General features: G+C 39.3%; 23 protein-coding genes and 2 pseudogenes. 13 read left to right on the forward strand and 12 right to left on the reverse strand.

The annotated features are described in order from the left end of the window. The 3 genes from NWP17_RS17570 to NWP17_RS04405 form a co-directional block, all read right to left on the reverse strand. Positions 1 to 76: DUF2887 domain-containing protein (locus tag NWP17_RS17570; protein ID WP_425332640.1), on the reverse strand; the 76-nt coding region annotated here is incomplete at its 3' end. 117 nt (positions 77 to 193) lie between these two features. Then, a complete protein-coding gene (locus tag NWP17_RS04400; RefSeq protein ID WP_280653700.1) occupies positions 194 to 1,048 on the reverse strand; it encodes an Rpn family recombination-promoting nuclease/putative transposase in 855 nt (284 codons plus the stop codon). A 154-nt stretch (positions 1,049 to 1,202) separates the two neighbouring features. Next, complete coding sequence (locus NWP17_RS04405; RefSeq protein WP_280653720.1) at positions 1,203 to 1,799, reverse strand: glyoxalase-like domain protein; 597 nt, start codon at positions 1,797 to 1,799, stop codon at positions 1,203 to 1,205. A 195-nt stretch (positions 1,800 to 1,994) separates the two neighbouring features. Here NWP17_RS04405 and NWP17_RS04410 point away from each other — a divergent pair, with 195 nt between their 5' ends. Both NWP17_RS04410 and NWP17_RS04415 read left to right on the forward strand, forming a co-directional pair. Continuing rightward, the gene (locus tag NWP17_RS04410) at positions 1,995 to 2,621 is read left to right on the forward strand and encodes an RNA polymerase sigma factor (RefSeq protein WP_280653721.1); all 627 of its coding nucleotides are present in this window, start codon (positions 1,995 to 1,997) and stop codon (positions 2,619 to 2,621) included. Positions 2,622 to 2,687: 66 nt separating this feature from the next. Then, positions 2,688 to 3,737, forward strand: a complete 1,050-nt coding sequence (locus NWP17_RS04415; RefSeq protein ID WP_280653701.1) for a tetratricopeptide repeat protein — start codon at positions 2,688 to 2,690, stop codon at positions 3,735 to 3,737. Positions 3,738 to 3,758: 21 nt separating this feature from the next. Here NWP17_RS04415 and NWP17_RS04420 read toward each other — a convergent pair whose 3' ends face one another. Beyond that, the gene (locus tag NWP17_RS04420) at positions 3,759 to 4,625 is read right to left on the reverse strand and encodes a hypothetical protein (RefSeq protein WP_280653702.1); all 867 of its coding nucleotides are present in this window, start codon (positions 4,623 to 4,625) and stop codon (positions 3,759 to 3,761) included. Between the two features lie 181 nt (positions 4,626 to 4,806). Beyond that, positions 4,807 to 6,249: a sensor histidine kinase gene (locus NWP17_RS04425; RefSeq protein ID WP_280653703.1), complete on the reverse strand. Its 1,443-nt coding sequence runs from the start codon at positions 6,247 to 6,249 to the stop codon at positions 4,807 to 4,809. Between the two features lie 104 nt (positions 6,250 to 6,353). Here NWP17_RS04425 and NWP17_RS04430 point away from each other — a divergent pair, with 104 nt between their 5' ends. Together NWP17_RS04430 and ppk1 are read left to right on the forward strand one after the other, a co-directional pair. After that, complete coding sequence (locus NWP17_RS04430) at positions 6,354 to 6,527, forward strand: zinc ribbon domain-containing protein (protein ID WP_425332639.1); 174 nt, start codon at positions 6,354 to 6,356, stop codon at positions 6,525 to 6,527. Between the two features lie 101 nt (positions 6,528 to 6,628). Next, positions 6,629 to 8,830: a polyphosphate kinase 1 gene (gene ppk1, locus NWP17_RS04435; RefSeq protein ID WP_280653704.1), complete on the forward strand. Its 2,202-nt coding sequence runs from the start codon at positions 6,629 to 6,631 to the stop codon at positions 8,828 to 8,830. A gap of 98 nt (positions 8,831 to 8,928) precedes the next feature. Here ppk1 and NWP17_RS04440 read toward each other — a convergent pair whose 3' ends face one another. Beyond that, on the reverse strand, positions 8,929 to 9,111 hold the full coding sequence (locus tag NWP17_RS04440) for a hypothetical protein (RefSeq protein ID WP_280653705.1): 183 nt from the start codon (positions 9,109 to 9,111) through the stop codon (positions 8,929 to 8,931). Between the two features lie 272 nt (positions 9,112 to 9,383). Here NWP17_RS04440 and NWP17_RS04445 point away from each other — a divergent pair, with 272 nt between their 5' ends. After that, positions 9,384 to 9,926 (forward strand): DUF2854 domain-containing protein, encoded by a 543-nt coding sequence (locus tag NWP17_RS04445; protein WP_280653706.1) that lies wholly within the window; start codon positions 9,384 to 9,386, stop codon positions 9,924 to 9,926. A gap of 61 nt (positions 9,927 to 9,987) precedes the next feature. Here NWP17_RS04445 and NWP17_RS04450 read toward each other — a convergent pair whose 3' ends face one another. After that, positions 9,988 to 10,248: a CRR7 family NDH-1 assembly protein gene (locus tag NWP17_RS04450; protein ID WP_280653707.1), complete on the reverse strand. Its 261-nt coding sequence runs from the start codon at positions 10,246 to 10,248 to the stop codon at positions 9,988 to 9,990. Positions 10,249 to 10,315: 67 nt separating this feature from the next. Beyond that, on the reverse strand, positions 10,316 to 11,533 hold the full coding sequence (locus NWP17_RS04455; protein ID WP_280653708.1) for a histidine kinase: 1,218 nt from the start codon (positions 11,531 to 11,533) through the stop codon (positions 10,316 to 10,318). Between the two features lie 128 nt (positions 11,534 to 11,661). Between NWP17_RS04455 and NWP17_RS04460 the strand changes: the two genes are divergently transcribed. Together NWP17_RS04460 and NWP17_RS04465 are read left to right on the forward strand one after the other, a co-directional pair. Then, complete coding sequence (locus tag NWP17_RS04460; protein WP_280653710.1) at positions 11,662 to 13,146, forward strand: hypothetical protein; 1,485 nt, start codon at positions 11,662 to 11,664, stop codon at positions 13,144 to 13,146. 97 nt (positions 13,147 to 13,243) lie between these two features. Continuing rightward, positions 13,244 to 14,572 (forward strand): S-layer homology domain-containing protein, encoded by a 1,329-nt coding sequence (locus NWP17_RS04465; RefSeq protein WP_280653711.1) that lies wholly within the window; start codon positions 13,244 to 13,246, stop codon positions 14,570 to 14,572. Positions 14,573 to 14,723: 151 nt separating this feature from the next. Here NWP17_RS04465 and NWP17_RS04470 read toward each other — a convergent pair whose 3' ends face one another. Next, positions 14,724 to 15,896, reverse strand: a complete 1,173-nt coding sequence (locus tag NWP17_RS04470; protein WP_280653712.1) for a Fic family protein — start codon at positions 15,894 to 15,896, stop codon at positions 14,724 to 14,726. Between the two features lie 338 nt (positions 15,897 to 16,234). Beyond that, complete coding sequence (locus NWP17_RS04475) at positions 16,235 to 16,372, reverse strand: hypothetical protein (RefSeq protein WP_280653713.1); 138 nt, start codon at positions 16,370 to 16,372, stop codon at positions 16,235 to 16,237. Between the two features lie 312 nt (positions 16,373 to 16,684). Between NWP17_RS04475 and NWP17_RS04480 the strand changes: the two genes are divergently transcribed. Continuing rightward, positions 16,685 to 17,170, forward strand: a complete 486-nt coding sequence (locus tag NWP17_RS04480; RefSeq protein ID WP_280653714.1) for a type II toxin-antitoxin system antitoxin SocA domain-containing protein — start codon at positions 16,685 to 16,687, stop codon at positions 17,168 to 17,170. Between the two features lie 293 nt (positions 17,171 to 17,463). On the opposite strand, the gene NWP17_RS04485 is transcribed toward NWP17_RS04480, so the two are convergent. Continuing rightward, positions 17,464 to 17,913 carry a DUF29 domain-containing protein gene (locus NWP17_RS04485; RefSeq protein WP_280653715.1) on the reverse strand — a complete coding sequence of 150 codons (450 nt, stop codon included), beginning with the start codon at positions 17,911 to 17,913 and terminating at the stop codon, positions 17,464 to 17,466. Positions 17,914 to 18,488: 575 nt separating this feature from the next. On the opposite strand from NWP17_RS04485, the gene NWP17_RS04490 reads away from it, so the two are divergent. The 5 genes and pseudogenes from NWP17_RS04490 (at position 18,489) to NWP17_RS04510 (ending at position 22,802) form a co-directional block, all read left to right on the forward strand. Beyond that, a complete protein-coding gene (locus NWP17_RS04490; RefSeq protein ID WP_280653716.1) occupies positions 18,489 to 18,809 on the forward strand; it encodes a DNA methyltransferase family protein in 321 nt (106 codons plus the stop codon). Between the two features lie 153 nt (positions 18,810 to 18,962). After that, on the forward strand, positions 18,963 to 19,166 hold the full coding sequence (locus NWP17_RS04495; RefSeq protein ID WP_280653717.1) for a restriction endonuclease subunit S domain-containing protein: 204 nt from the start codon (positions 18,963 to 18,965) through the stop codon (positions 19,164 to 19,166). A 29-nt stretch (positions 19,167 to 19,195) separates the two neighbouring features. Next, on the forward strand, positions 19,196 to 19,441 hold the full coding sequence (locus NWP17_RS04500) for a UPF0175 family protein (RefSeq protein ID WP_280653718.1): 246 nt from the start codon (positions 19,196 to 19,198) through the stop codon (positions 19,439 to 19,441). Next, a pseudogene (locus NWP17_RS04505) lies at positions 19,438 to 19,566 on the forward strand (PIN domain-containing protein); the annotation flags it as partial. The gene NWP17_RS04500 and the pseudogene NWP17_RS04505, both read left to right, overlap by 4 nt. A 5-nt stretch (positions 19,567 to 19,571) precedes the next feature. Further along, positions 19,572 to 22,802, forward strand: coding sequence for a type I restriction endonuclease subunit R (locus NWP17_RS04510; RefSeq protein ID WP_280653719.1), 3,231 nt, complete (start codon positions 19,572 to 19,574; stop codon positions 22,800 to 22,802). 91 nt (positions 22,803 to 22,893) lie between these two features. Here NWP17_RS04510 and NWP17_RS17515 read toward each other — a convergent pair. After that, a pseudogene (locus NWP17_RS17515) lies at positions 22,894 to 22,995 on the reverse strand (hypothetical protein); the annotation flags it as partial. Between the last annotated feature and the right edge of the window lie 243 nt (positions 22,996 to 23,238).

Here is a 23,238-nt window from a genome sequence, read left to right on the forward strand (position 1 = left end):
GGGGTGAGTCTACTAGTTCAAATAATAAACCGGGGAATTGTTTGAATAGTTTGTAAAAAATGGAGTCTCTTCGCATTATTAGTTTGTATATGGCGAATTTTGCCCAAGTCAGGCATATCCTGATCTTATAACTGTGGCGGGCAAGATGCCCGCACTAGGAGATGTTTCTGCTTTATTTCTGACTTTGCCTGTATTAAATTGGATGAGACTGTAACCATTGTTGCAAATCATTTACGGTGGTAAAGTCTAATAAATCTTCACCTAAAGTCTCTATCTGTGATAGGGATAAGAGTTGAACCTGTGACAATAAATCCTGGGAAATTATACCTAAACGGCGATTTAACTGTCTTATAACTAAAGATAGAGCTTCTTGTTCCCGACCCTGTTCTAGTCCCTGTTCTAGTCCCTGTTCTTTTGCTTCGCGTATGGCTCTTGGTTCTTCTAAATCCAGTCCTAACATGGTTATAATCTCCTGTCGGCTCAAGTTGGTAAATTTGTAAACAATAATCGTGGTAATTAAATCTATTATCTCTTTTGCTGACTGTTCCTGTGCTTGTGCTAACAGGAATTTGGCTGTGTTGATGGCCTCTTGTTCTTCTTTTATTGTCAACAACATTAATCCTAATCCCAAGGGTTGCTGTTGCACATCTCCCAGTTCATCCAAATACACTCGATGCACTTGTTCACCTGATAATAAGGAGCGGTGAATTTTTAAATTGGATGGCTCTAAACTGCGAGAACCGAAAATTATTACTCCTGACCAGTCATCATAACGGATGGGGTGACGGTGAAGAAATAAGGATAATTCTGAGAAAAAGCGAAAATATAAATCTTCATCTTTTTGAAATTGCACTTCTGCAAAAAATACTATCTGTTCCGCTGCATTATCTGGGGGTAAAAATACACCATCCATACGGAATGCTGTTTCTTTAACTTCCACTGATTCAAATTGATATTGTTCAGCTGCGGTTGGGGGTGAGTCTACTAGTTCAAATAATAAACCGGGGAATTGTTTGAATAGTTTGTAAAAAATGGAGTCTCTTCGCATTATTAGTTTGTATATGGCGAATTTTGCCGAAGTGAGGCATATCCTGATCTTATAACTGTGGCAGGCAAGATGCCCGCACTAATTAAACTAAGGCGGTCAGTGACCTGACCGACTCGTCTCCAAATTAGTATACTCAATATTGGAATATACTAGACTAATTTGCTACTTCTGCTATTTCGATAATGCGTCCTTCATAATCTTTGACTAAAAAGTTAAGGGGTTTGTGGTTGCGAATTTTAAATTTTAGACCACGCATTTCTACTCGTAGTAAAATCATATCTAAGCAGTCACGGTCAAAACAAACATGACGTTGCTGATTTTTATGACCTAAACTGGCTCCTGTAATTACGTGTAACTGGGTATTTTTTTTGAGTTGATACCACAAGCCATTGTTAGCATTGTTCATCACTTTGCTAGACCAACTGGGAGTGGTAGACATATACAGTGGATCAATTCCAGTTGCGCCTAAAGTTTGTTCGTAGTTGTAGTAGTAGTGCAAAGGTACTTCGGCAGCTGGTAAATCTAGTAGCCCTTCATACAACTGTCGGGCAATTTCTAGGTCGGACACCATAACAGTATGTACTTTTGGTGCGCTGGTGAGGAACATCCACATGGCACCAGCATATGCTGCTAGTAACATTACCATTATACCTTGGGTGGAGAATATGCTATCCAAGGGTAGGGAAAGTAAAAATGGGCTTAAAGTCGAAGGGGAGAATATGAAAGTCATCACATTAGCTGCTATAACGATGAACAAACCAACAGATTATTAAAGGGAGCCGTTTTTATTATTGTCTATGAACTAAATTTAAGTCCTTGTTTTTAGTTTATCAATACTAACCTAATCTGAGTTGCAGCAAAGAGAATAACAAAACCCGGGTTGTGTGTAGATAAGGGTACTATGGGTATTGAAAATATTATTCTAACTAAGATCCACTGTCAAGTTATGCAAATTCCCCATTTTCCTGAAGTTAATCACCCGTTGGTCAAGTCGCTATTTCATCACAGTGATCAGGAACTGCTGAATCTATTTCAGAGTTATCCGGATGCTGGCAAGTATTTTACAGCTATTTTTTGCCGCTATAGCCCTATAGTTTACACTTTGATTCAGCACTCAGCGCGATCGCCTGTCCAGGCTGATTATTTGTTTGCTCTGACTTGGAAGCATATCTATGAGGAACTGCGGAGACTCAATTTAACTCAATCCTCCTCGGGTCTAAACACTTTAACTTTGCAAAATTGGCTGATTAATATTACGGCTTTCTGTATCAATGAGATTCAAGTACCGCCAACTGAAGCAATTCATTATTCTCTTTCTTCTGCTTCACCGCCTTTTTGGTGTTATGTGGAACAGGCTTTAGACCAATTACCACCTATGTTGCGGTTAATGGTTTTAATGGCTCAAACTTTCCACTGGAGCGAAACGAGAATTGCAGCCTACTTGCAAGCTGAAGGGGAAAAAATATCACCTCTTGAAGTACCCAATTTTCTGGAGGAGGGTTATCGTATGCTAGAAGATAAATTACCGGCTGATATACGTGTTATCTATTTGGCGGAAGATTTTGTACAATGAGAGCCTAAATATAAATACGTAAGCTGCTGGTCATTACTCAAAGCCGTGATTTTAACAGTAAGTTCTATGAAACGACAACATTTATTACCAATATTACCAATATTACCAATATTAGTGGGGCGTTACTTTTTGCTGTTTGTGGTTGTATTCAGTCCTATGATGGTGCTTGGTGGGGATATTACGGAGCAACTCCAAGGATCTGTTAGTTCTAGTCGGCAAAAATCCAGGGAAAAGGCAGATACATTGCTGCGTATTGCTGAACAACAATATGCTTCTGGATTTGCTAATAAAGCTGTGACATCGGCTTTGGAAGCATTGGAAGTTTATCATGCCATTGGGGATGTTCAAGGACAAGGACTGACATATGATTTACTGGCGAAATGTTATATCGGGCTAAATCGCTTGAAGGAGGGAGAAGATGCTTTGCGCCGGGGGTTGGCTATTGGTCGTGATACAAATGACCTGGAAGGTCAAGTTTTTAGCTTAAATAATATGGGTACTTTGTTAGTACAAAAGGGTGAACCCATGGCTGCTGGTAAAACGATAGAAGAGGCCTTAAAAATTGCTAGTCATATCAAGAGTATTGAAGGACAAGGACTTTCTTATGGTAATTTAGGTTTGGTGGCTCTGAGGTTGGGAGATTATAACAAAGCTATTAAATTGTTAGAAACTGCTCTGATTTTTCGCCGTCAAGCTGGTGATATTATCGGTGAAGCTAATACACTAAATAATTTGGGTGATGCCTACTTAGAGGCTAAAAGTTATCAAAACACAATTGGCACTTATGGCGCAGCATTGCGACTGGCTCAAATCAGCGGCGATCGCACTAATGAATTACGAGCGATTGACGGTTTGGTTTTAGCTCACAGTGCGGTGGGACGTTATCAACGTGCTTTTGATCTACTAGAAAGACGTTTAATAATTTCCCAGGAATTAGGAAATATGGGAGAAGAATTGAATTCTTTTGAGTCTTATGCTCATTTATATGAACAATTGGGTAATTATCAAACTGCTCGTAATTTTTATGAACGGGCTATTGTTTTAGCAAGAACTACTAGAGATGGTAAACGGGAGGTGCAATTAATTGATCAATTAACTCAAATGCTGAAGCGGTAGGAAATGGCTGGTGGAGGGATTTTAGTTTAAGAATACTTTACCGTCTTCTTGAATTTGTACTGTGTTTTTATCCTCTTGTATGTCGGTGGTTTCATTCAATCTTACTACCATCATCCCGGTTTTGGCTGAGGGTTGGGGGGTGACTTGAAGCAATCCTCCGTCTTCACGGAAGAATGTCATGGTTACTGGTGCTTGTAAATCTCGTAACATGATATCTGATTTACCTTCAAGCGATCGCGCGGGTGTGTCACCAACTACTTCATAAGTAACTTCAGCGCCTGTATCATTGATTAAGCGGATATTAACTTTACCATTGGCCAGGGCAATTTTGGCGCTGGCTGGTTGTTGTTGTTCTGGTAAGGGTGGTTGAATGGCGATTACTGGTGGGCGGGCTGGTACAGCTTGAGTGGGAGGAATTCCCTGAGCCATTAGTTGTTGGGTGAGAGCATTTGGGGGACATCCTTCTGGTACAACGTTTCTACTGTTAAATGGTTCTTCGTAGTAAATACGAGGACAGGGATTGAGTGCTAAAGTTCTTGAATCTGGTGCTTCACCGCCAACGCCAGGGGGTATCTGGCTGGGGCGGGTGGTGGGGACAGTAGTTACTGGGAGCCGTCCTTGGGCTTGTAGTTTCCGGGTGAGAGCATTGGGTGGGCATCCCTGTGGGACTACAATGCGGTTGTTGTGTGGTTCTTCGTAGTAAATACGAGGACAAGGGTTAGTTTGTGAGGTGGGTTGCTGGGCTATTGCTGGGCTACTAATGAGTAGTCCGCCGCAAATGGTGCTGAATAAGCTTTTTTTGACAAGGGGTGGTATTGACTGGGAATATCTTATTAATCTCACGCAAAGGCGCAAAGGCGCAAAGGTGGAAGATTTTTGATGGTGCATTTTTAAGTAAAATTAGTTGGGATTCTGGCAACTAGTGAACAAGTTTAATTTAATGATTAATTCTATTTTTTTTAATCTAACTAAAGCAGCAAAATTAAAATAAAATCAGACTAATATTTAAATCTTAAGGGTGAGGTAATTAAATAATTAATAGTTATTTTATGAATGTAAATAAATCAATTTAATGGTCAAGGGTGATTGGTAAGGTGACAGTGAAGGTGGTACCTTTACCAAGACTGCTTTCAACTTGCAGATGACCTTGATGATGTTCAACAATGGCAGATGCGATGGCTAGTCCTAATCCTGAACCTGTAGAAGTTTCTGTATTTGTGTTTGCTGTCTGATGGGTGCGTGCTGGATCTACTCGATAAAAGCGGTCAAATAGGCGCGGTAAAGCTTCGGGGGGAATACCAATGCCAGTATCGCTGATTTTAATTTGTAATAAAGCTGTGCTGGAACGAATTTTAGAAACACGATTGCTTGCTTCTAGACGGGCTAATTGTATGTGTACTCGTCCCTGGGCTGGGGTATATTGTATAGCGTTACTAATTAAATTTGTGAATAGTCTTACTAATTGATCCCATTTACCTTGAAGTGTAAACCAATTTTCTAGTAATTCGGGGCTAAGGTCTGATGTGGGAGGGTCAACTAAATCCAGGGTCAAAGTAATTTTTTTTTCTTGGGCTAATAATTGTTGTTCTTCAACTACTTCCATGAGTAAAGCGTCGAGAGAACAGGAAGAAAAAACATCTTTGCTGATACCACTATCCTGTCTGGCTAAGAATAATAAGTCATTGACTAGTTTACCCAAGCGCTGGGTTAGGCGTTCTACTACTTTTAATTGTTGACGATAGTTGGCATAAGTGGTGACTTCTGTTGCTGTTAATTCTAACTCTGCCAGGGCAACTTGTACGTTAGTTTGAATCAGGGTAATTGGGCTTCGCAGTTCGTGGGAAGCATCAGCAGTAAATTGTTTGAGGCGTTGGTAAGATTCGTCTACTGGTTCCATTGCTTTACCTGAGAGGAACCAGCCACTAGCGGCGACGGATAGGACCATGAACCAAGTACCTAATGCTAGGTCGATGATCAGTTGGCGACTGGGTTTAGTGACTTCAAACCAAGGATGACTAACACGCAGATATCCTAATACTTGCCGTCCCACTTGCACTCGTTGGGTAACTTGTCTCAATAACAGCACTGAGTGGTCATTGTTTAGTGCTGAGTCTGGGGTTGTAGGCTCTTGGGGTTGTTGTTTAAGTACGCGGACGGTTTCGCCGACATGATTACCATGAATGGGGATGTTTAAAGGCTCTGATAGGGTTGACCAAAGTAATTGACCGTTGGGGCTAAACCATTCTAGGTCAATGTGATCATCTTCTACTGTGCTGGCGTTATCTCGGAAAGTTGCTTCTAGGTTAATGCTAAATTGCTCAGTATCTCTATCAACTGGGGAAATCACTAGCGATCGCTCTACAATTTCCACTACATGATTGAGGGTATCATCAATACGCTCAATTAATGTGTTCCGGACATATAAATATACACCACTGGCGAATAGTAGGAGTAATACAGCAGTTACGGCGGTGTACCACAGAGCAAGACGGCGACGGGTGGCTTGAAACATGGGAAAACAAGGATAAATAGTTTTGTCAAAAGTGGAGCGTGAGGTGCTATATTTGATTTTTGGTTTAGAAAGTTTTTACACCGAGCAGTAATTGTGGGCGCATTGTGAAAAAAACTCTATCAACTCGCACTCATATATGTGTTTGTGGATGGGAGCTACATAGAGACACAAATGCAGCAATTAATATTTTAAATCTTGCTAGGCAAGCTAGGGGCGGGCAGTCCCGAAGTAAGGCTGTAGGACTCGTGACCTCTACTCTTTTAGGCGAACGTCTATGAGAGCAAGTGGCAAGGTAGGGTACAGAATCCCCGATGCTTTAAGACGGGGAGTGTCAAGGTTCACCAGATGTATGGCTTCATCTATCTACCCTGAGATCGTTATGGCGAAATCAAAGAAAAACCCCCATCCCATTGATTTGAACGATCCGCAATATTACATTAACCGTGAGTTAAGCTGGTTAGAGTTTAACGGTCGTGTACTACACGAGGCTTGTGACCCCCGTACACTGCTTTTAGAAAGATTGAAATTTTTGGCTATTTTTAGCGCCAATTTAGATGAATTCTTTATGGTGCGGGTTGCGGCTTTGAAGCAACAGGTAGAAGCTAAAGTTTCCCAACTAACTCCTGATGGTCGCACACCGCAACAACAGCTAGATGATATTAGATCAACTTTGATCCCGTTGGTGAAAAAGCAGTACCAACAATTTGAACAGGCGCTGCAACCTCTTTTAGTTAGTCATGGTATCCACATACTGGAATACATCAATTTAAATCAAAAACAACGGAGTTATTTAAACAATTACTTTGAAGAGCAAATTTTCCCAGTTCTAACTCCGTTGGCGGTTGATCCTGGTCATCCTTTCCCGTACATTTCTAATCTTAGTCTGAATTTAGCTGTGATAGTCAAAAATCCAGAGACTGAAGAAGAACTTTTTGCCAGGGTGAAAGTTCCCAACGTACTACCGCGATTTTTGGTTTTACCACCAGAGTTAGAAGTTTCTGAAGCTGGGCGTACTGCTCGCTGGACGGGTGTACCTTTGGAACAGGTGATCGCTCATAACTTGGAGTTTCTGTTTCCAGGTATGAATATACAGGAGTATCATCCTTTTCGCATTACCCGTGATGCTGATTTGGCTTTGGAGGAAGATGAAGCTGATGACTTGCTGTTAGCTATTGAACAGGAACTACGCAAACGGCGCATGGGTGGAACTCCTGTGAGATTAGAAATGAAATCCCACACTCCTGAGCCTATACGTTCTCGGTTATTACAAGATTTGGATTTGACTGAAAATGATGTTTATGCGGTTGATGGTTTTCTGGGACTGCGGGATTTAATGTATTTTATGTCTTTAGCGTTACCGGAACTCAAAGAAGCACCACGCCAGTCTGTGGTACCTTCACGTTTGCAAAGGTTGAGAGAACCAAGTTTGACTTCAGATTCTTTGGAAGTGGAGGAGGGTCAAGACTTTTTTGCTATTATTCGGGAAAAGGATTTGTTGGTACATCACCCGTATCAATCTTTTTCCTCAACGGTGGTGCGGTTTATTACCCATGCAGCTTATGATCCTAATGTGCTGGCTATTAAAATGACTCTCTATCGCACCTCTGGAGATTCCCCCATTGTTAAAGCTTTGATTGCTGCTGCGGAAAATGGTAAGCAGGTATCTGTACTAGTGGAATTAAAGGCGCGGTTTGATGAGGAAAATAATATTTACTGGGCGAGAAGTTTAGAAAGGGTGGGTGTGCATGTTGTCTATGGTTTGGTAGGGCTGAAAACTCATTGCAAAACTGTTATGGTGGTGCGACGAGAAAAAGACCGGATGCGGCGATATGTACACATAGGGACTGGTAATTATAACCCTAAAACAGCAAGGTTATATACAGATTTGGGATTATTTAGCTGTCGGGAAGAACTGGCTGGGGACATTACGGATTTGTTTAACTTTTTAACGGGCTATTCTCGACAAAAATCTTATCGAGAGGTGCTGGTGGCTCCTGTGAATATGCGCGATCGCTTTTTGGCATTAATTCATCGTGAAATAGAAAATGTGCAGAATGGTTTTTCTGGGCGCATTGTGGCTAAAATGAATTCCCTGGTAGATCCGCAAATCATCTCTACTTTATACGAAGCTTCCCGGGCTGGAGTGCAAATTGATCTGATTGTGCGTGGTATTTGCTGTTTACGTCCAGGTCTTAAAGACGTTAGTGAAAATATTCGCGTTATTAGCATTGTCGGGCGATTTTTAGAGCATTCTCGCATCTATTATTTCCATAATAATGAACAAGAGGAAATATATATTGGTAGTGCTGATTGGATGCGTCGCAACTTAGACCGACGAGTTGAAGTGGTTACGCCTATTAAAGACCCAGATATTGCTAAAGATTTACAAGAGATTCTGGGAATTATGTTAGCAGATAATCGTCAAGCCTGGGAATTACAAACTGATGGAAGTTATATTCAACGCCGTACTGGTGAAGATTGTCCGGAGACTAATTCACAAAAAACTCTCATGAATATGGCGTTACGTTCAACTGGTATAAGTTCAAATTTAATTGATGCTAAAAAAATTATTCGTGGATAGATGAATAGTTAAGTTGAGTGGTGATCTAAAACAGAGCCCGGTAAACCTCAATTAAAGGTTTACCCAGATCTGTGGTGTTTTTTTTGGACTAGTTGAGCTTAATTATTATCTGTTTCTGGAATAGTCCGTTTAAATTCATCAATTAAATCATCCATTTCTTCTAGGGCTTGATTGACATCAATTCTCAAAGTTCCTAGGTTTGGCCGTTCTAACAGGCTCAAGAGGTACTCACGTTTGCTTTGAACTGCTGCAATTCGTTCTTTTATGGTTTGTAGATCCATTATTTTTTTCCAGTTTTGAAATAGCTTTTATTTAAGGTTAACGTAAAATTGGGGGTTACTGATTTTAAGTGTGGTTTTGTTGCACGCATCAGGCGCGATCGTGGTAGAGTGTATGAGTTCAGGGTGTTTAGTGAGTGTGATTTTGTGGTTTTATTGGGCAGTTCCGGATTTTTTATACATTTAATCAGAGTTTTTAAACATCTTGGTCAATGTTACGAATAACCGACGATAATAAAAACTGAGATGTTAGTAGTCTATTATATCCTAAGCGTATGTTTCGTAAAATTTCTTTGGGGACGATTGGTTTAAGTGTTGGCGGTGTATTGGTGATTGTTGGTTTTGCTGCTTATGCTGCTGATAACGCTACACTTAATCTGGTGGGCTTTTTTTATGGGTTTCCTCTGTTTTTGGGAGGATTAGCACTTAAGGCTAATGAAATTCCCCCTGCACCGTTCAGCGAAGACACTACACCGTCAGTTTCACTGTTACGGGAACAGCAAGCCACTGTGACACAAAATAAAATTCGTCAGGACGTTACCCGATACTGCTATGGTAAGGAGGGTCATTTAGATGAGACTTTGGATTATCTCGGTTTGAGTCCTACAGATGAAGAACGCCCGGTGCTGATAAGCTTACGAGAGGCGGAAATTAATGGGGGTTATGCTTTGGTTTTATTATTCGATTCGCCCTTTATTTCATTTGATGATTGGCAAGAAAAACAGGAAAAAATGACTAAGTACTTTGGTCCTGGGGTGGATATTAAAATTACAGAGGTTGAGGAGGATATGATTGAGTTAAGTATTATTAGTGGTTAGTCATTGTCGATAGCTTGGGTGGCGTGGCCATAGTATGCCTGCACTACAGGATTTATGAAAACTACTTTTCTAGTCGTATTGCATACCATTGTAAATATTTTCCGGGTCCAATGTCTAATTCACAACTTGTGTCAATTAAATATTGGGCTTGAGTATCTACGGAATCGAGGTTTTGTAAATCTATGGGCAAATCTTGATTGTTGATTTTTTCTAGCACGATCTTGAGTTTGTATAATAGTTCATCGGCTGTGAGAATTTGTTCTGGTGCGTTTGTTTCTAGAAGAACAAAGTTTTCCTGCTGATACATTAATGAATCTGGCATTGATAAAACTTGCTTAATAAGGTGTGATGTTAAAACATTGTAAAGCAGCACTGGGCAAGAAACTGATTTAGCTTCTGCTAGTGGATGGATATACTGGTAAGGTAAAGTGGAACCATGCGCCGCCGTTGGGGGCGGAGTCTACCCAAATTTGTCCGTAATGTGATTGAATGATACGTTGGCACAAACACAAACCAATGCCGTAACCATCTATACTTTCATCTCGTTGTAGTCGGTAGTGGTTTTCAAAAATGCGATCGCGTTTTTCTACGGGAATCCCTGGACCTGTGTCACCAATACTAAATTGTATTTTTTGAGTGGTGCGGTGCAGTCCGGCAATACTAATTGTGCCTCCTTCTGGTGTGTATTTGATGGCATTGTCCAACAAATTTATCAGCACTTGGCGCACACGCTCTGGATCGGCATATACATAGGGTAAATCTTGGGGAATATCTGTTTCTATATGTTGGGATTTGGCAATGTAGCGATCGCGCAATTCTTCTAACACATCCAAGCACAGGTTGCCAATTTCCATTTTTTGTGGTGCTATGGGGAGTTCTGTGTCATTACCCTGTCCTACTTGCAATAAGTCAGCAATCATCCGGTCTATTGTTTTAATTTGGGTGCGGGCTTGTTTTAATAAATGTGCGACCATAGCTGGTTTGAGCCTTGTAAATGTACCCATGTCTATATTGTAGTTAGATTGTAGGGTTTCTATGGCTATGGCGGCTGCTGTTAGGGGATTCCGGAGGTCGTGGGCTAGTATGGCAATTACTCTGTCTTTAAAGTTTAACTGCTCCTGAAGTTTGTCTTTTTCTTGTTTTAGCCGAAAAATTTCATCTGAAAGTTTGATTAGTTCTGCGGAAACGGCTACGGAACGAATGGTAGATTTGGGTGATGACATCCGAGTGTTGTCGTCTATTCGTTCTTGTAGGTCTTCTTGTAGTTTTAAGTAAGCATCTACGGCTGCTTGCCAGCGAGGCCACCAGTTTTTTAATTGGGCAATAATGTTACTCCCAGCTATGATCTGCCTAGGTTCGGGATGGATTTTGATTAAAGCTGGTGTTGCTACTAGTTTAAAGTGTTCTGCTAAGTAGGGTTGTTGCCCGACATCTATAATTTGAAGTTCAAAGCTGTATTCAGCCTGCAATTCTTTTAAGTAAGCACGGATACGTTGTACTTGTTGTCGAGACTTTGGTCGTCCATCGACAAATAGTAACAACTGGAGTGGAGCCTCAGAATAAATAGGCTGATCCTGGGAAACTTTCATGTAATCGTGTTTCAGCACTGGTAACAACCCGGCGACGCTTGGCTTAAGAGAAAGTAGAATAGATTGACGGTCAATGGTGGTTGATTTTCTTCAATTTAATATCTATTTTAGATTTTTCATACTCTTATCTCCTGGGTATTTTTGGCATGAGACAATTATTTTTGAGCTTTTTGCTGACTTTGGGTCTGGCTTTTGTGCCAGTAATCACTAAGGCTACTGAAAATCCGTTCTCATCTTCTTTGATTGAAAATTTAACATCAAGGCTAAGAAGAGAAAAGTTTTATACTAAAGCAGGGAGAATGGTACAGGACCAGATCAATTTGATTGCTCGTATTGAACAAGCACTCACAGATCCAGATCCTAATCGTCTGCGGGCTGTGAGGGGACAATTAACTGTTCAAGTGCAAAGGGTAGAGAGTTTTGTGCATGGTCAGCTACAAAGTCCTCAAACTTTTTGTATGTCTCAAATGGATTCATCCAAAAAGCTTTTGCCTTTACTTAATCGGTTAACTACGGCTCCAAATCAAATTTACTGCTCTTTGTATACTTCTAAGCAGGAGTTGGTCAAATTATCTCCTGTTTTAGACCGGCTTTTATCTCGACGGGGTGAGTTGGCTTTGGTCAGGGAGTTACCCCTGGTTAGTGGTGAACGCCAGTCAGATCCTGTACTTTCTCTTGCACCTGTACAGTATCCCCAATTGGGAAAACCAGCTGTTCCTTTTGCTACGCTAGAACCAAATTTATCTACTCATACTTTGGCAACACAAGCACCATCTCCAGAAGTAGGATTAATTGGCAGAAATAGGAAAACAGCTATAGCTAATTATGCAGCACCTGTACAACCTGCCATCACAGCGCCTGAGTCAGCGGTTGCTAGTCTGTCCACTGCGAAGCAAATGTTAATGGCTGTACAAAGGGTGTTTCCCCCAGAAATCAGGTTTACAGATCCTTGGGAAAATGCTGCTATACTTGACCGCTTTGCCTACGACCTTGATCCGCAGGAACCAAAGATTTACGCTGGGTTTTTGGAGTTGCCTGGTACTGGTATTTTCCGTGTATTACGGTCTTCGGTGTACCAACGTCCCCTGAATACTGTTTGGAACCGATTGCAACCTAATGTCAATGAACGTTATCCTTTCCCCTCTTTGGGTGATGCTAAGGATGGATTTAATCCTAGTTTAGCACTTCATATGCTAGGAGAACGCTTTAAATTGCTGGATCAGGGATTGGATTATAGTTTAATGGTTGAGGTGGGTGATATACCTCTGGAGAAGTTAGATGAAAAACTGCAACTTGTCCCTTCACCCACGCGGGAATTATTGCTGAATTACCAACCCCCGAAGGATTTAGAGGCTTTACAAGTTGATAAAAGACGGTTTTTAACGGGCAAACATCAGAATAACCCCGAAAATGTGGTTATTTTGTCTCATGCTGCTGCGGAATTAAACCATACTTATGTGGTGCGATCGCTGCAATTTCAAGTTTCAGAAAAAATCTTGAATGGTGAAGCCATATCCCCAGAGGAACTACAAAAAATTCCTGGTAGTGATATTATTTTGGCTTTTCGTCCGGTGCGTCGCCGTTCTGATGGTAGCTACACGGTGCTGTGGAGAGTTTTAAAGGAGTTTTGAAAGAGTTTTAAATAAGTTATGGGATGTTTTTAGAAGGTCGGTGAGTATGTCAAGGTGTGCGCTAGTCTAGGAATAGACACTTGATTTTTGATTTCCTGTGCTTTTCTCTAAACGTCCAGCTGTCTTGCTGAGTTTGGCTATTTTATTGACTTCTGTAACAGCTTGTGGTAAGAGTCCTACTGCCAAAACCCTGGAACAATCTTTGGCGGCTGATCCCCGGCTAAAAGATAACCCGGGAATTTTTGGCGGTTCTGAAAAAAATCAACCCCAAGCAAAGGAAAAGGAAGCCAAGGCTCAGTTACCATCTGACTTTCCCCAGGATATTCCTTTATATCCCAATGCTCAATTACAGTCGGTGACACTAGCTAACGGCTCCCAAAATGGGGTGGTCACTCGCTGGCTGAGTTCTGACCCTAGCAATTTTATTACTAACTTTTATAGTGAGCAGTTGGAAAAAAGTAATTGGCAGGTTTTACAACAGCCTACAGATGATTTGCCAGATACTTTTGAGGTGCAGCGTGATAATTTGCAGGTCAAGGTGTCTATTCAGCCACAATCAGTCACTAACCCTCAACCAGATCAACCACAAACGGTTACTGTTTTAGTGATTGAATATTTAGTTAATAGTAGGGTAGCAGCGGAGGCTAAAACTGAGAGTAATGGAAATGTTTTTGGTTCTGACCAAGATAATTTGGCTACAGAAAGAAAACCTACACTAAAATCTCAGCAATTTAATGATCTTAAGGAAGCACCACCGGAATTGCGGCAATCTATCGAATATTTGGCGGCTTTGGGTGTTTTATCTGTACAATCTGCCCAAGTTAAAAATAACTCTAACGACACTATCACTAACTCATTTGCACCGAGTAAAAACATTACTCGCCGGGAATATGCCCGTTGGCTAGTGGGGGCTAACAATGCCATGTATGTTAATAATCCGGCTAAACAGGTTCGCTTGGTATCACAAAGCAGTGAACCTAGTTTTAGTGATGTGCCAAAAACTGATGTTGATTTTTCAGTTATTCAAGGGTTGGCGGAGGCTGGTTTGGTTCCTAGTCTTTTGTCGGGTGATTCAACTGCGGTTTTATTTCGTCCTGATGCAGTTCTAACACGAGAACAGTTGATTCTTTGGAAAGTTCCTCTGGATATTCGCCAACCTTTACCTACTGCGAGTTTAGAAGCAGTTAATCAATCTTGGGGTTTTCAAGATACGGCAAAAATTGACCCCAAGGCTTTAAGGGCGGTGCTGGCTGATTTTCAAAATGGCTCAAAATCCAATATTCGCCGCGTATTTGGCTATACAACTCTGTTTCAACCTAAAAAACCGGTTTCTCGTGCTGAGGCTGCGGGAGCTTTGAGTTACTTTGGGACTGAAGGGGAGGGTATATCGGCTGGGGAGATGGTGAGGAGTCAGAAGAGAATTTAGGATATTGAGGGCGATCGCTCTGTTCCCCAAAAGTCATCGCTGTTTTATAGTAGAAAGTAACCACTGTAACGGTTTCAATGAATTGATATTCAAGTACAATTCTAATTAATCAAATTATATTTTTTATTAAAAAAGTATAATTTAAGTAGATTTACTCCTCTATGACTTGTAAGACTTGTGGAGCAATAAATACCTTACCATAAGAACCTTCACTAACCTGATACAAGATGTTAGCGTTTACCAGTTTTTCAACGTTCTGTTGTGCAGAGCGATATGTAACTTCTAGAATTTCTTGGGCTTGGGGAATAGTTAAAATAGGTGACTCAAACAAGCTGTCTGCAAGACGTAATAATAAGGCAGTAGCACGAGCTTGGGTTAATTCGTTTCTCCATTGAATTTGTAAGTCTTGTAATTTTTTTGACCTAATCACCGCATCTTTTGATTGTTCTGTTACCCCTTGGAGAAAAAATATCAGCCACTCGCGCCAATTACCATACTTGCTGATGCCTAGCATAAAATCGTAATATTTTTGTCTATGTTTCTCAAAATAAGCACTGAGATAAAGCAAGGGTAAGGGTAATAAATTCCAGTTCAATAAAAGTAGTGAAATTAGTAATCTGCCGATACGTCCATTACCATCCATAAACGGATGAATGCTCTCAAACTGATAATGAATTAAACCTATCCGAATCAATGGCGGATAATTACAATTGTCATGTAAATATTTTTCTAATTCATTTAGACATTGGTGCATTTCCGGTACGGGAGGAGGAATAAATCGAGCATGGTTGATAATAGAGCCTGATTGACCAATGTAATTTTGATAACGACGAAATTCTCCGGGAGCCGCATTTTTTCCGCGCACACCATCTACTAAGCGTTCATGGAGTTCGCATATAAAACGTAAACAAATTGGTAAGCTACTAAGTCTATCTAAACCGTACTCTAGTGTACGCACATAATTTAATACTTCTTGTGCATCTCCTTTGGGTGGAGGAGGGAGAACACCAGGAAGTGAAAGCTGTCCTGTTTCATAAGCATAAAGATTGGCTATATTTGTTTGCGTTCCTTCAATCCGTGAGGAAAGAACAGCTTCACGGCGAATAAATGGACGGATGAGCAGAGTCGGATTTGGCATAGTGCGTCCTAATCCAGCAAGTTCACCTAAAGCGCGATCGGCATCTGAAAGAGTACGCCAAATTTCTATATCCAGTTCAATTATTGGTGGTAGGGGGTTAGGAACAAAGGCATAACAAGGGTTTTTACCTTCTTCTATTTGTACTAATCTACCTGTAGCACTATTTTGGAAGTCTTCGGCGTTCATACTCGATTTTGATTTTTCTCTACAATATGGTCATTAAAACTAAGTTTATAGAAAATAAATTTCAATGTAATAATACTGAAAGTTTATCACTTAATTCTTGCCCACCATCAATAACCGACAAAATAAGATCTAAATCGTCGGGATACTTCGATATTTGGATACCTTTTTTTGGAATAGTTTTTTTTTCAGATAGCCGATATCGGGGGCAATTTTCTAGAATTTCATTAATTTTGGAAATTATCGACGGATTACCATAAGATTTTAGGTCTAAACGCCATCAAATCGCTAGAGTGCCTAAAGTTCGCTCTGCTGATAGTGCATCTTGCCACTTTGTAGGTTTAAAGTTCCGGCTTTGTGGGTTGATGGTTGGTGTCATGGGTGTTTTTTGCCGTTTGGGGAGATGGTGAGGAGTCAGAAGAGAATTTAGGATATTGAGGGCGATCGCATTTTGTGTCTATCGGTGATTTGCTGGTCATGTTGATAACTAGCAACTTGTTTGCAGTAGTGACAAATACTCAAAGGAAGATATAGGGTGATCTTCAGTCAAAAATTGTGTAGCTAACTGTAATTACATCATCCAAATATGATAATATGGTACATGATCACTATTAATATAGCTGCTGGGTTAAAAATTGTCAAAAATTGAGATAAAAACGAATTATAATTAGCCGATGGAAAATTATCATAACTCCATAAAAGCGCTAACTCTCATACAAAACTTATATATGTTTATATTCCCAACCTAAAGGAATTGGATAATTTTATGATATTCGGGAGAAATAAAGATTATGCTGGATAAACTCATCAAATATTTTGTCTATGCGACAAAAGGATATCTCACCAAAACCCAGTTAATTAAATTCTTGTATTTGGCTGATCTTTATGCTGTCAAATGGACAGGAAACCAATTAACTGATTTAGATTGGTGCTATTATCTTCATGGACCTTGGAATGAGGAAATAGATAATGTTTTAAGGACAATGAATGGAAAAGAGATTATTCAAGAATCTCAAGGTAATACGATACTGATTAAACTTGGTACGGAATCAGGTAATGTTGATGATTTAGATTTACCTTTAAGTCTCAAGCTAATTCTGGATAACATTAGAAGAGAATGGGCAGGTGCAGGACAAGATAAAATAAATCAATTACTAGAGTATGTGTATAGCACTGCGCCAATGGTTGAAGCTCAAAAAAACCATCAACCAAAAGAAAAAGTAAAACTAAATCTGCAAGCAGAAAGAGCAAAATTAATCAGTGAATTAGGATCATAAAAGTGGCTGGACAAAAACCTAGACAGGGGTGGATTTATTTTATTAATCCTTACAGGGTATCTCTTCGTTGCAAACTGGGTCATGTTCACATTTATAATTTAGATGAACCAGGAGAAGTAGAATGTCAAACCTGTAAGGATAATATTAATTCCAGTAGGGTTTTTAGAGGAACACATCCCTATATTATCTGGACAAGTGATCAATTTCAAGATGAATCTGGATATGATGAATCGTTACATTTTTTACACTGTCTTGTGTTCAGCCTTGTTTGTCGCCCCGTCAGATCCTCGTGTCTAATTATCTTCCCAAAACCTCTGATTTAATAAAACATCTACATCATTAATAAAAGGATAGACATCAGGGAAGTTAGCATCATATTCAATTCGCATATTTTCCAAGGCCTCATCATAACAGTCACGATAAATTTCTAGTAATAGATGGCGTAAACTGGGAGAATCAGCCAGAATATCTCTTAATTTTGATTGAGTACGCTTAATAGTAACTTCCCATCCTCGATAACAATCTGACAAAGGTACATATTTACGTTTTAATATATGCTCGAATAAAGTAATTAACCGATTTTTTAATTCTCGTTTATCTCGTTTTCCCAAAGATTCAACCTCCTCAATCAAGTTCTCCCAATCAACTTGATGAAAATCTCCGGTTTTTAATTTGCTCACAGTGTCCTCAACCCAAAGGGCAAAATCAGTATCATACAGTGTCTTAGCAGTGATATGTACCATTATTCCTACGTCACAATACTTTACTTTACTTTTATCTTACCTAAACCGCCCCAAAACCTTTTTCAAAACCTCATTAGTCGCCTCTGCTTCTTGCTCCAAAACCTCCAACTCCTCCAAAATCTCCGCAATTGGTGGAAACTCCTCCGCTTCTGCTACATGACAGATGATTTGCTAGATACTTTTGGGGTCCTGAATCGCTTTGTCATCGGGTTGAGTGGTAGTTTATGGTGACTCAGGGGTGTTAGTGTCATGGGTGTTTTTTGCTGTTTGGGGAGATGGTGAGGAGTCAGAATTTTCTGGAATCACATAACGAGATTTAAAGGAAAATATTTAAAATCCATAAATAGCAAGACTTTCAGCCATTATTTAATTTTGTAAATTTATAAATTTCGGTTTTCAGTCACATAACAGTCACATAAGATTTTATGATCTAATAGACGGCAATATGGCTGGGGAAGCGATCGCATCCCATCAACTATCAACTTCCATCAATTTTTCCCATTGGCGCAAGTTCGGTATATAATTCAAAGGTTCACCCAGAACGGACACATTAGCCATCTACAGCATCTAGACCCTTGACACCAGAAGAACTCAAAAAACTTGAAGACACCCTATGGCAGAGTGCTGATACCCTGCGGGCTAACTCTGACCTCAAATCTGGTGTAATTAATGATTTATATGTTTGTGGACAAGAAAAAACCCTAGAAACTGTCAAACTGGCAAAAATGAACATTACAGTTAATGGGTTAAGGGGAGAAGTCAAACAAGCAAATACATATAGGTGGAAGCGGTGGTTTGAACAGGTTGATCAATTATCTGTATTAAATCATGAACCGCAGAATGATTATCAAGAACGTTTGCTGGAAAAATATCGTCAGCAGGGTTTAGAGTTATGATTCTGTGTGATGCAGGAGTTTTGCTTTGTTTAGTAGATTGCATACAACCGCAACATCAAAATTTACTACACACTAAAATTTTTAAAGCTGGAAAATTTTAATTCTGGTGCTGGTGTACCCACGCTAAACAGAAATCACTTAGGTGGACTTTATATGTCTATTCCTCCTAAAAACTTGCAAAATAATTTTAATCACAAAATAGCAATTATTTTTAAACAGAAAGAGCTTATAGTTAAGTTAAATAATAATCTTGCTGAAACACGCGATCGCCTCCTAACTCGTCTCATCTCTGGTAAACTTTCAGTAGAAGACTTAGACATTCAATTCCCACCCAGCATGAGAGAAGAATTAGAATAAACATATATTAGGACTTGGAGTTTTTTCAAATGAGCCTCATAATTCCCAATGATATCCTTAGAGCTTCAAACATGACTGAAGACGAACTCAAATTAGAAATTGCCATTTTGCTTTACCAACAAGGTAAAATTAGCAGTGGTAAAGTCCGAGCATGGACAGGAATCACAGTCCTAGAATTTCAGCATGAACTAGCAAAACGAGGTTTACATATTAACTATGATGTTGAAGATTTTGAATCTGATATCAAGACACTGCAATCAATGGGTTTACTGTGATTATAGTTAGCGATACATCACCAATTACAAACTTAGCAGCAATTGGTCAGTTAGATTTATTGCGACAGTTGTATAGTAGGGTGATCATCCCGGAAGCTGTATATAACGAGATGGTTGACATAAATAAACTATGCCTAACTTTATCTCTGAAGATGACATCGAACAGGCGGTACTCCGCAAATTAGCACAGCAGGGTTTTAAAATACTCAACTGCTACACCGTCAACCCTGACGACTTAAACGACAAATCACACCGCACAAATAAACGAGATGTCATTTTTTATGACAGGTTAAAAGCTGCGGCCTTGCGCGTCAACCCCAGCATACCAGAAACCGCCATAGATACAGCATTAGAAACCCTCACCAATAAACGCCAGTCCATGTCTCCCATCGCTGCAAACCGGGAAATAGACGGGTTAATTCGTGACGGTATCCCCACAGAATATGAAAATGTCCAAGGTAAAACCGAAACCACGAAAGTAAAAATAATAGATTTTAACGACTTTAGCACAAATGGTAATAATGAATATTTAGCAGTTTCTCAACTTTGGATTCAAGGAGAAAGAAATTATCGCCGTCCTGACATTATCCTTTATATTAACGGTTTACCCCTAGTTTTCATAGAACTAAAAAACTCCAACATCAAACTACAAACAGCCTTTGATGATAACCTCACCAACTACAAAAAAGACATTCCCCAACTGTTTCTAACTAATGCTTTTTGTATCCTTTCCAACGCTTTAGAAACTAAAATTGGCAGTTTTACCGCCGACTGGGAAAACTTCTTTAATTGGTTACGGGTAGAAGATGAAAAAGAAAAAATAGATCGTCAGCAGATTCAGGAATCTGGTACTAGCTTAGAACTTGCCATAGATGGTCTTTTTCATCCTGATAAACTCCTAGATTATATTGAAAATTTTATTATTTATAAAAATAAAACTCAGAAAATTGTCGCCCAAAATCATCAATTTATCGGTGTGAATCGCGCCATAGATTCCTTTAAATATCGGCAAGAAAAACAGGGTAAATTAGGGGTTTTCTGGCATACTCAAGGCTCAGGAAAGAGCTTTTCTATGATTTTTTATGTCAGGAAGATTTTCCGCAAGCTCACGGGCAATTTTACCTTTGTGGTAGTGACAGATCGCAATGATTTAGACGGGCAGATTTACAGCAATTTCTTAAACACTGAAACCGTTAAAGAAAAAGAAACGGCTCAACCTAAAGATAGTGAACAACTGCGAGAGTTTCTTTCTTTAAACAAGCGGATCGTTTTTACATTAATTCAAAAATTCCGCTATGAAAAAGGTAAAAAATATCCAATATTAAGTGAACGAAACGACATCATTGTAATTGTAGATGAAGCACACCGCACTCAATATAAATCCTTAGCGGAAAATATGCGGGCAGGTTTACCAAATGCCAATTATTTGGCTTTTACAGGTACACCCTTATTAGGAAAAGAACGCAAAACTAATGAATGGTTTGGTGATTATGTTAGTGAATATAACTTTTCTCAATCAGTAGATGACGGTGCAACTGTTCCGTTATTTTATCAGCAGCGAGTACCAGAAGTATTAATTCAAAACGAAAATTTAAGTGAGGAATTTTATCAAATTCTGGAAGATGAAAACCTGGATGATAGCCAACAAGCGAAAATAGAAAAACAATTTGCCCGTGAAATTGAAGTTATCAAACGAGATGATAGATTAGAAACAATTGCCAAAGATATTGTTTATCATTTTCCCCGTCGTGGTTATTTGGGTAAAGGTTTAGTAGTTTCCGTTGATAAATTTACTGCTGTAAAAATGTATAAAAAAGTACAGTATCACTGGAAAGCAGCAATTAAAAATTTAGTTGGGAGAATCAAAAAAACTCAGAATGAAATCGAGAAAGTGCGTCTCAAAAAGATTCTTGATTTTATGCGGGAAACAGAAATGGCTGTAGTAATTAGTTTAGAAGGAAGCGAAAGCGAAGAGAAAAAATTTGCCCAACAAGGACTGGATATCAAACCCCACCGAAAACGAATGAATACCCTTGATGCCCAAGGTCATGATATCGAATATCAATTTAAAGATCCAGAAAATCCCCTGCGTTTAGTGTTTGTTTGTGCCATGTGGTTAACAGGTTTTGATGTACCAACTTTATCTACTCTTTACCTAGATAAACCCATGAAAGATCACACACTAATGCAAACTATAGCCCGTGCGAATCGCGTTAGTAGTTATCAAATTAATCATATTACTAAAAAAAATGGCGAAATTATTGATTATTATAATGTTTTTCGGAATATGAAAGAAGCCCTAGCAGCCTACGCTTTAGGGAATGATCAAGATGCTTTAGTTCCGAATAAATCTGAATTATTTAATTTACTTGATGATGCTATTGATCAAGGTTTAGAATTTTGTCAGGAAAAAGGTATTAATTTAGAAGTTATCCTTGATAGTCAAGACACTTTTAAGAATTTAGAGCAGTTTAACCAATTTGCCGACACTTTACTACAAAAAGATGAATGGCGTAAAGCCTTTGTAGTTTATGACAATACCATTACCTCACTTTACGAAGCCTGTAAACCAGAGATATTAAAACAACCACGCCCCCTAGTGTCAGTTTTTCAATATTTACGAGGGGTAATTGATGCTATAATTGAACGTAAAAATAATGATGATCTCAGTTTTAAAATTGCCGCATTATTAGATGAAAGTATAGTTACAGATGATCAAAGAGTTACCACACAGGAATATGGTAAAGAATACAAAACTATTCAAAAAGGGCAAGTTTGGGATTTAAGTAAAATTAATTTTGAACAACTCAAAGCGGAATTTACGCAAAAACCCTATAAAAATATTGAAATTGCTGATTTAAGGAGTTTTATAGAAGACAAACTCAATAAAATGATTCAGCAAAATACAACTCGTACAGATTTTGCCCAAAGACTACAAGCAATTGTTGATAAATATAACGCTGGTGGTTCATCAACTGAAAACTATTATGAAGCCTTGGTTAACTTTGCCGAAAACCTGAAAACAGAAGCAGAAAGACATATTCGGGAAGGTTTGACAGAAGACGAACTAGAATTATTTGATTTACTCAAAAAAGATAAAATGACTGCTGAAGAAACCCAGAAAGTCAAATTAGCTGCTAAGTCTCTTTTACAGCGACTGACAACAGAACAGCCAAAAGTATTAGTGCAAGATTGGTATAAAGATATGCAGAGTCAACGCAGGGTAAAATCAACAGTAGAAGAAGTTTTAGATCAAAACCTACCTGACAGTTATGATCGAGTGTTATTTAAGTTTAAATGCGACACAGTATTTGATTTGATTTATGACCATGCTAATAAAGGGGCAAAGTGGGTAGTTTAATTTTTTAACTACTTTGTTAGCTACAGAAAATATGCGATAGCTTCGCTCGCCACAGGCATCGCCCCTTCAGCTTTTGAAATAATAAAACTTTCTAGCTCCCCTGTGACTTGTTACCCGCAGGGGAATCTTTTTTTTGTAACCAATCTCTTATCGCCTCCTTTAAAGCCGCAGTTTGCGTCACTTCCAGACGCGCACAGGCAACTTAAAACGCGATTTTTAACTTTTTGCGAACGTACAGCGCTTATAAGCCGATGACGGGATTTGAACCCGTGGCCTGCTGATTACGAAGCTGACGATAAACCTATTTTATCAAGGGTTTTAGACAACTTGGTTACTAACCAATAAGACGGTATGGGATAAAAACGGTATAGCCATACAACCCTTATTCCACAATGGTTTAAGAGGCTTATGGTATACAATTCAAATCAGTCTAAGT

This window comes from Chrysosporum bergii ANA360D (genome assembly GCF_029891735.1).
GTDB classification, from domain to species: Bacteria; Cyanobacteriota; Cyanobacteriia; order Cyanobacteriales; family Nostocaceae; genus Umezakia; species Umezakia bergii.

Bases quoted from the DNA above. Each gene is read 5' to 3' on its own strand.
- NWP17_RS04400 (WP_280653700.1), bottom strand. From the start codon at position 1,048: ATGCGAAGAGACTCCATTTTTTACAAACTATTCAAACAATTCCCCGGT.
- NWP17_RS04410 (WP_280653721.1), top strand. From the start codon at position 1,995: ATGCAAATTCCCCATTTTCCTGAAGTTAATCACCCGTTGGTCAAGTCG.
- NWP17_RS04415 (WP_280653701.1), top strand. From the start codon at position 2,688: ATGAAACGACAACATTTATTACCAATATTACCAATATTACCAATATTA.
- NWP17_RS04420 (WP_280653702.1), bottom strand. From the start codon at position 4,625: ATGCACCATCAAAAATCTTCCACCTTTGCGCCTTTGCGCCTTTGCGTG.
- NWP17_RS04425 (WP_280653703.1), bottom strand. From the start codon at position 6,249: ATGTTTCAAGCCACCCGTCGCCGTCTTGCTCTGTGGTACACCGCCGTA.
- ppk1 (WP_280653704.1), top strand. From the start codon at position 6,629: ATGGCGAAATCAAAGAAAAACCCCCATCCCATTGATTTGAACGATCCG.
- NWP17_RS04440 (WP_280653705.1), bottom strand. From the start codon at position 9,111: ATGGATCTACAAACCATAAAAGAACGAATTGCAGCAGTTCAAAGCAAA.
- NWP17_RS04445 (WP_280653706.1), top strand. From the start codon at position 9,384: ATGTTTCGTAAAATTTCTTTGGGGACGATTGGTTTAAGTGTTGGCGGT.
- NWP17_RS04450 (WP_280653707.1), bottom strand. From the start codon at position 10,248: ATGCCAGATTCATTAATGTATCAGCAGGAAAACTTTGTTCTTCTAGAA.
- NWP17_RS04460 (WP_280653710.1), top strand. From the start codon at position 11,662: ATGAGACAATTATTTTTGAGCTTTTTGCTGACTTTGGGTCTGGCTTTT.
- NWP17_RS04470 (WP_280653712.1), bottom strand. From the start codon at position 15,896: ATGAACGCCGAAGACTTCCAAAATAGTGCTACAGGTAGATTAGTACAA.
- NWP17_RS04475 (WP_280653713.1), bottom strand. From the start codon at position 16,372: ATGACCAGCAAATCACCGATAGACACAAAATGCGATCGCCCTCAATAT.
- NWP17_RS04480 (WP_280653714.1), top strand. From the start codon at position 16,685: ATGCTGGATAAACTCATCAAATATTTTGTCTATGCGACAAAAGGATAT.
- NWP17_RS04485 (WP_280653715.1), bottom strand. From the start codon at position 17,913: ATGGTACATATCACTGCTAAGACACTGTATGATACTGATTTTGCCCTT.
- NWP17_RS04495 (WP_280653717.1), top strand. From the start codon at position 18,963: ATGTCTATTCCTCCTAAAAACTTGCAAAATAATTTTAATCACAAAATA.
- NWP17_RS04500 (WP_280653718.1), top strand. From the start codon at position 19,196: ATGAGCCTCATAATTCCCAATGATATCCTTAGAGCTTCAAACATGACT.
- NWP17_RS04510 (WP_280653719.1), top strand. From the start codon at position 19,572: ATGCCTAACTTTATCTCTGAAGATGACATCGAACAGGCGGTACTCCGC.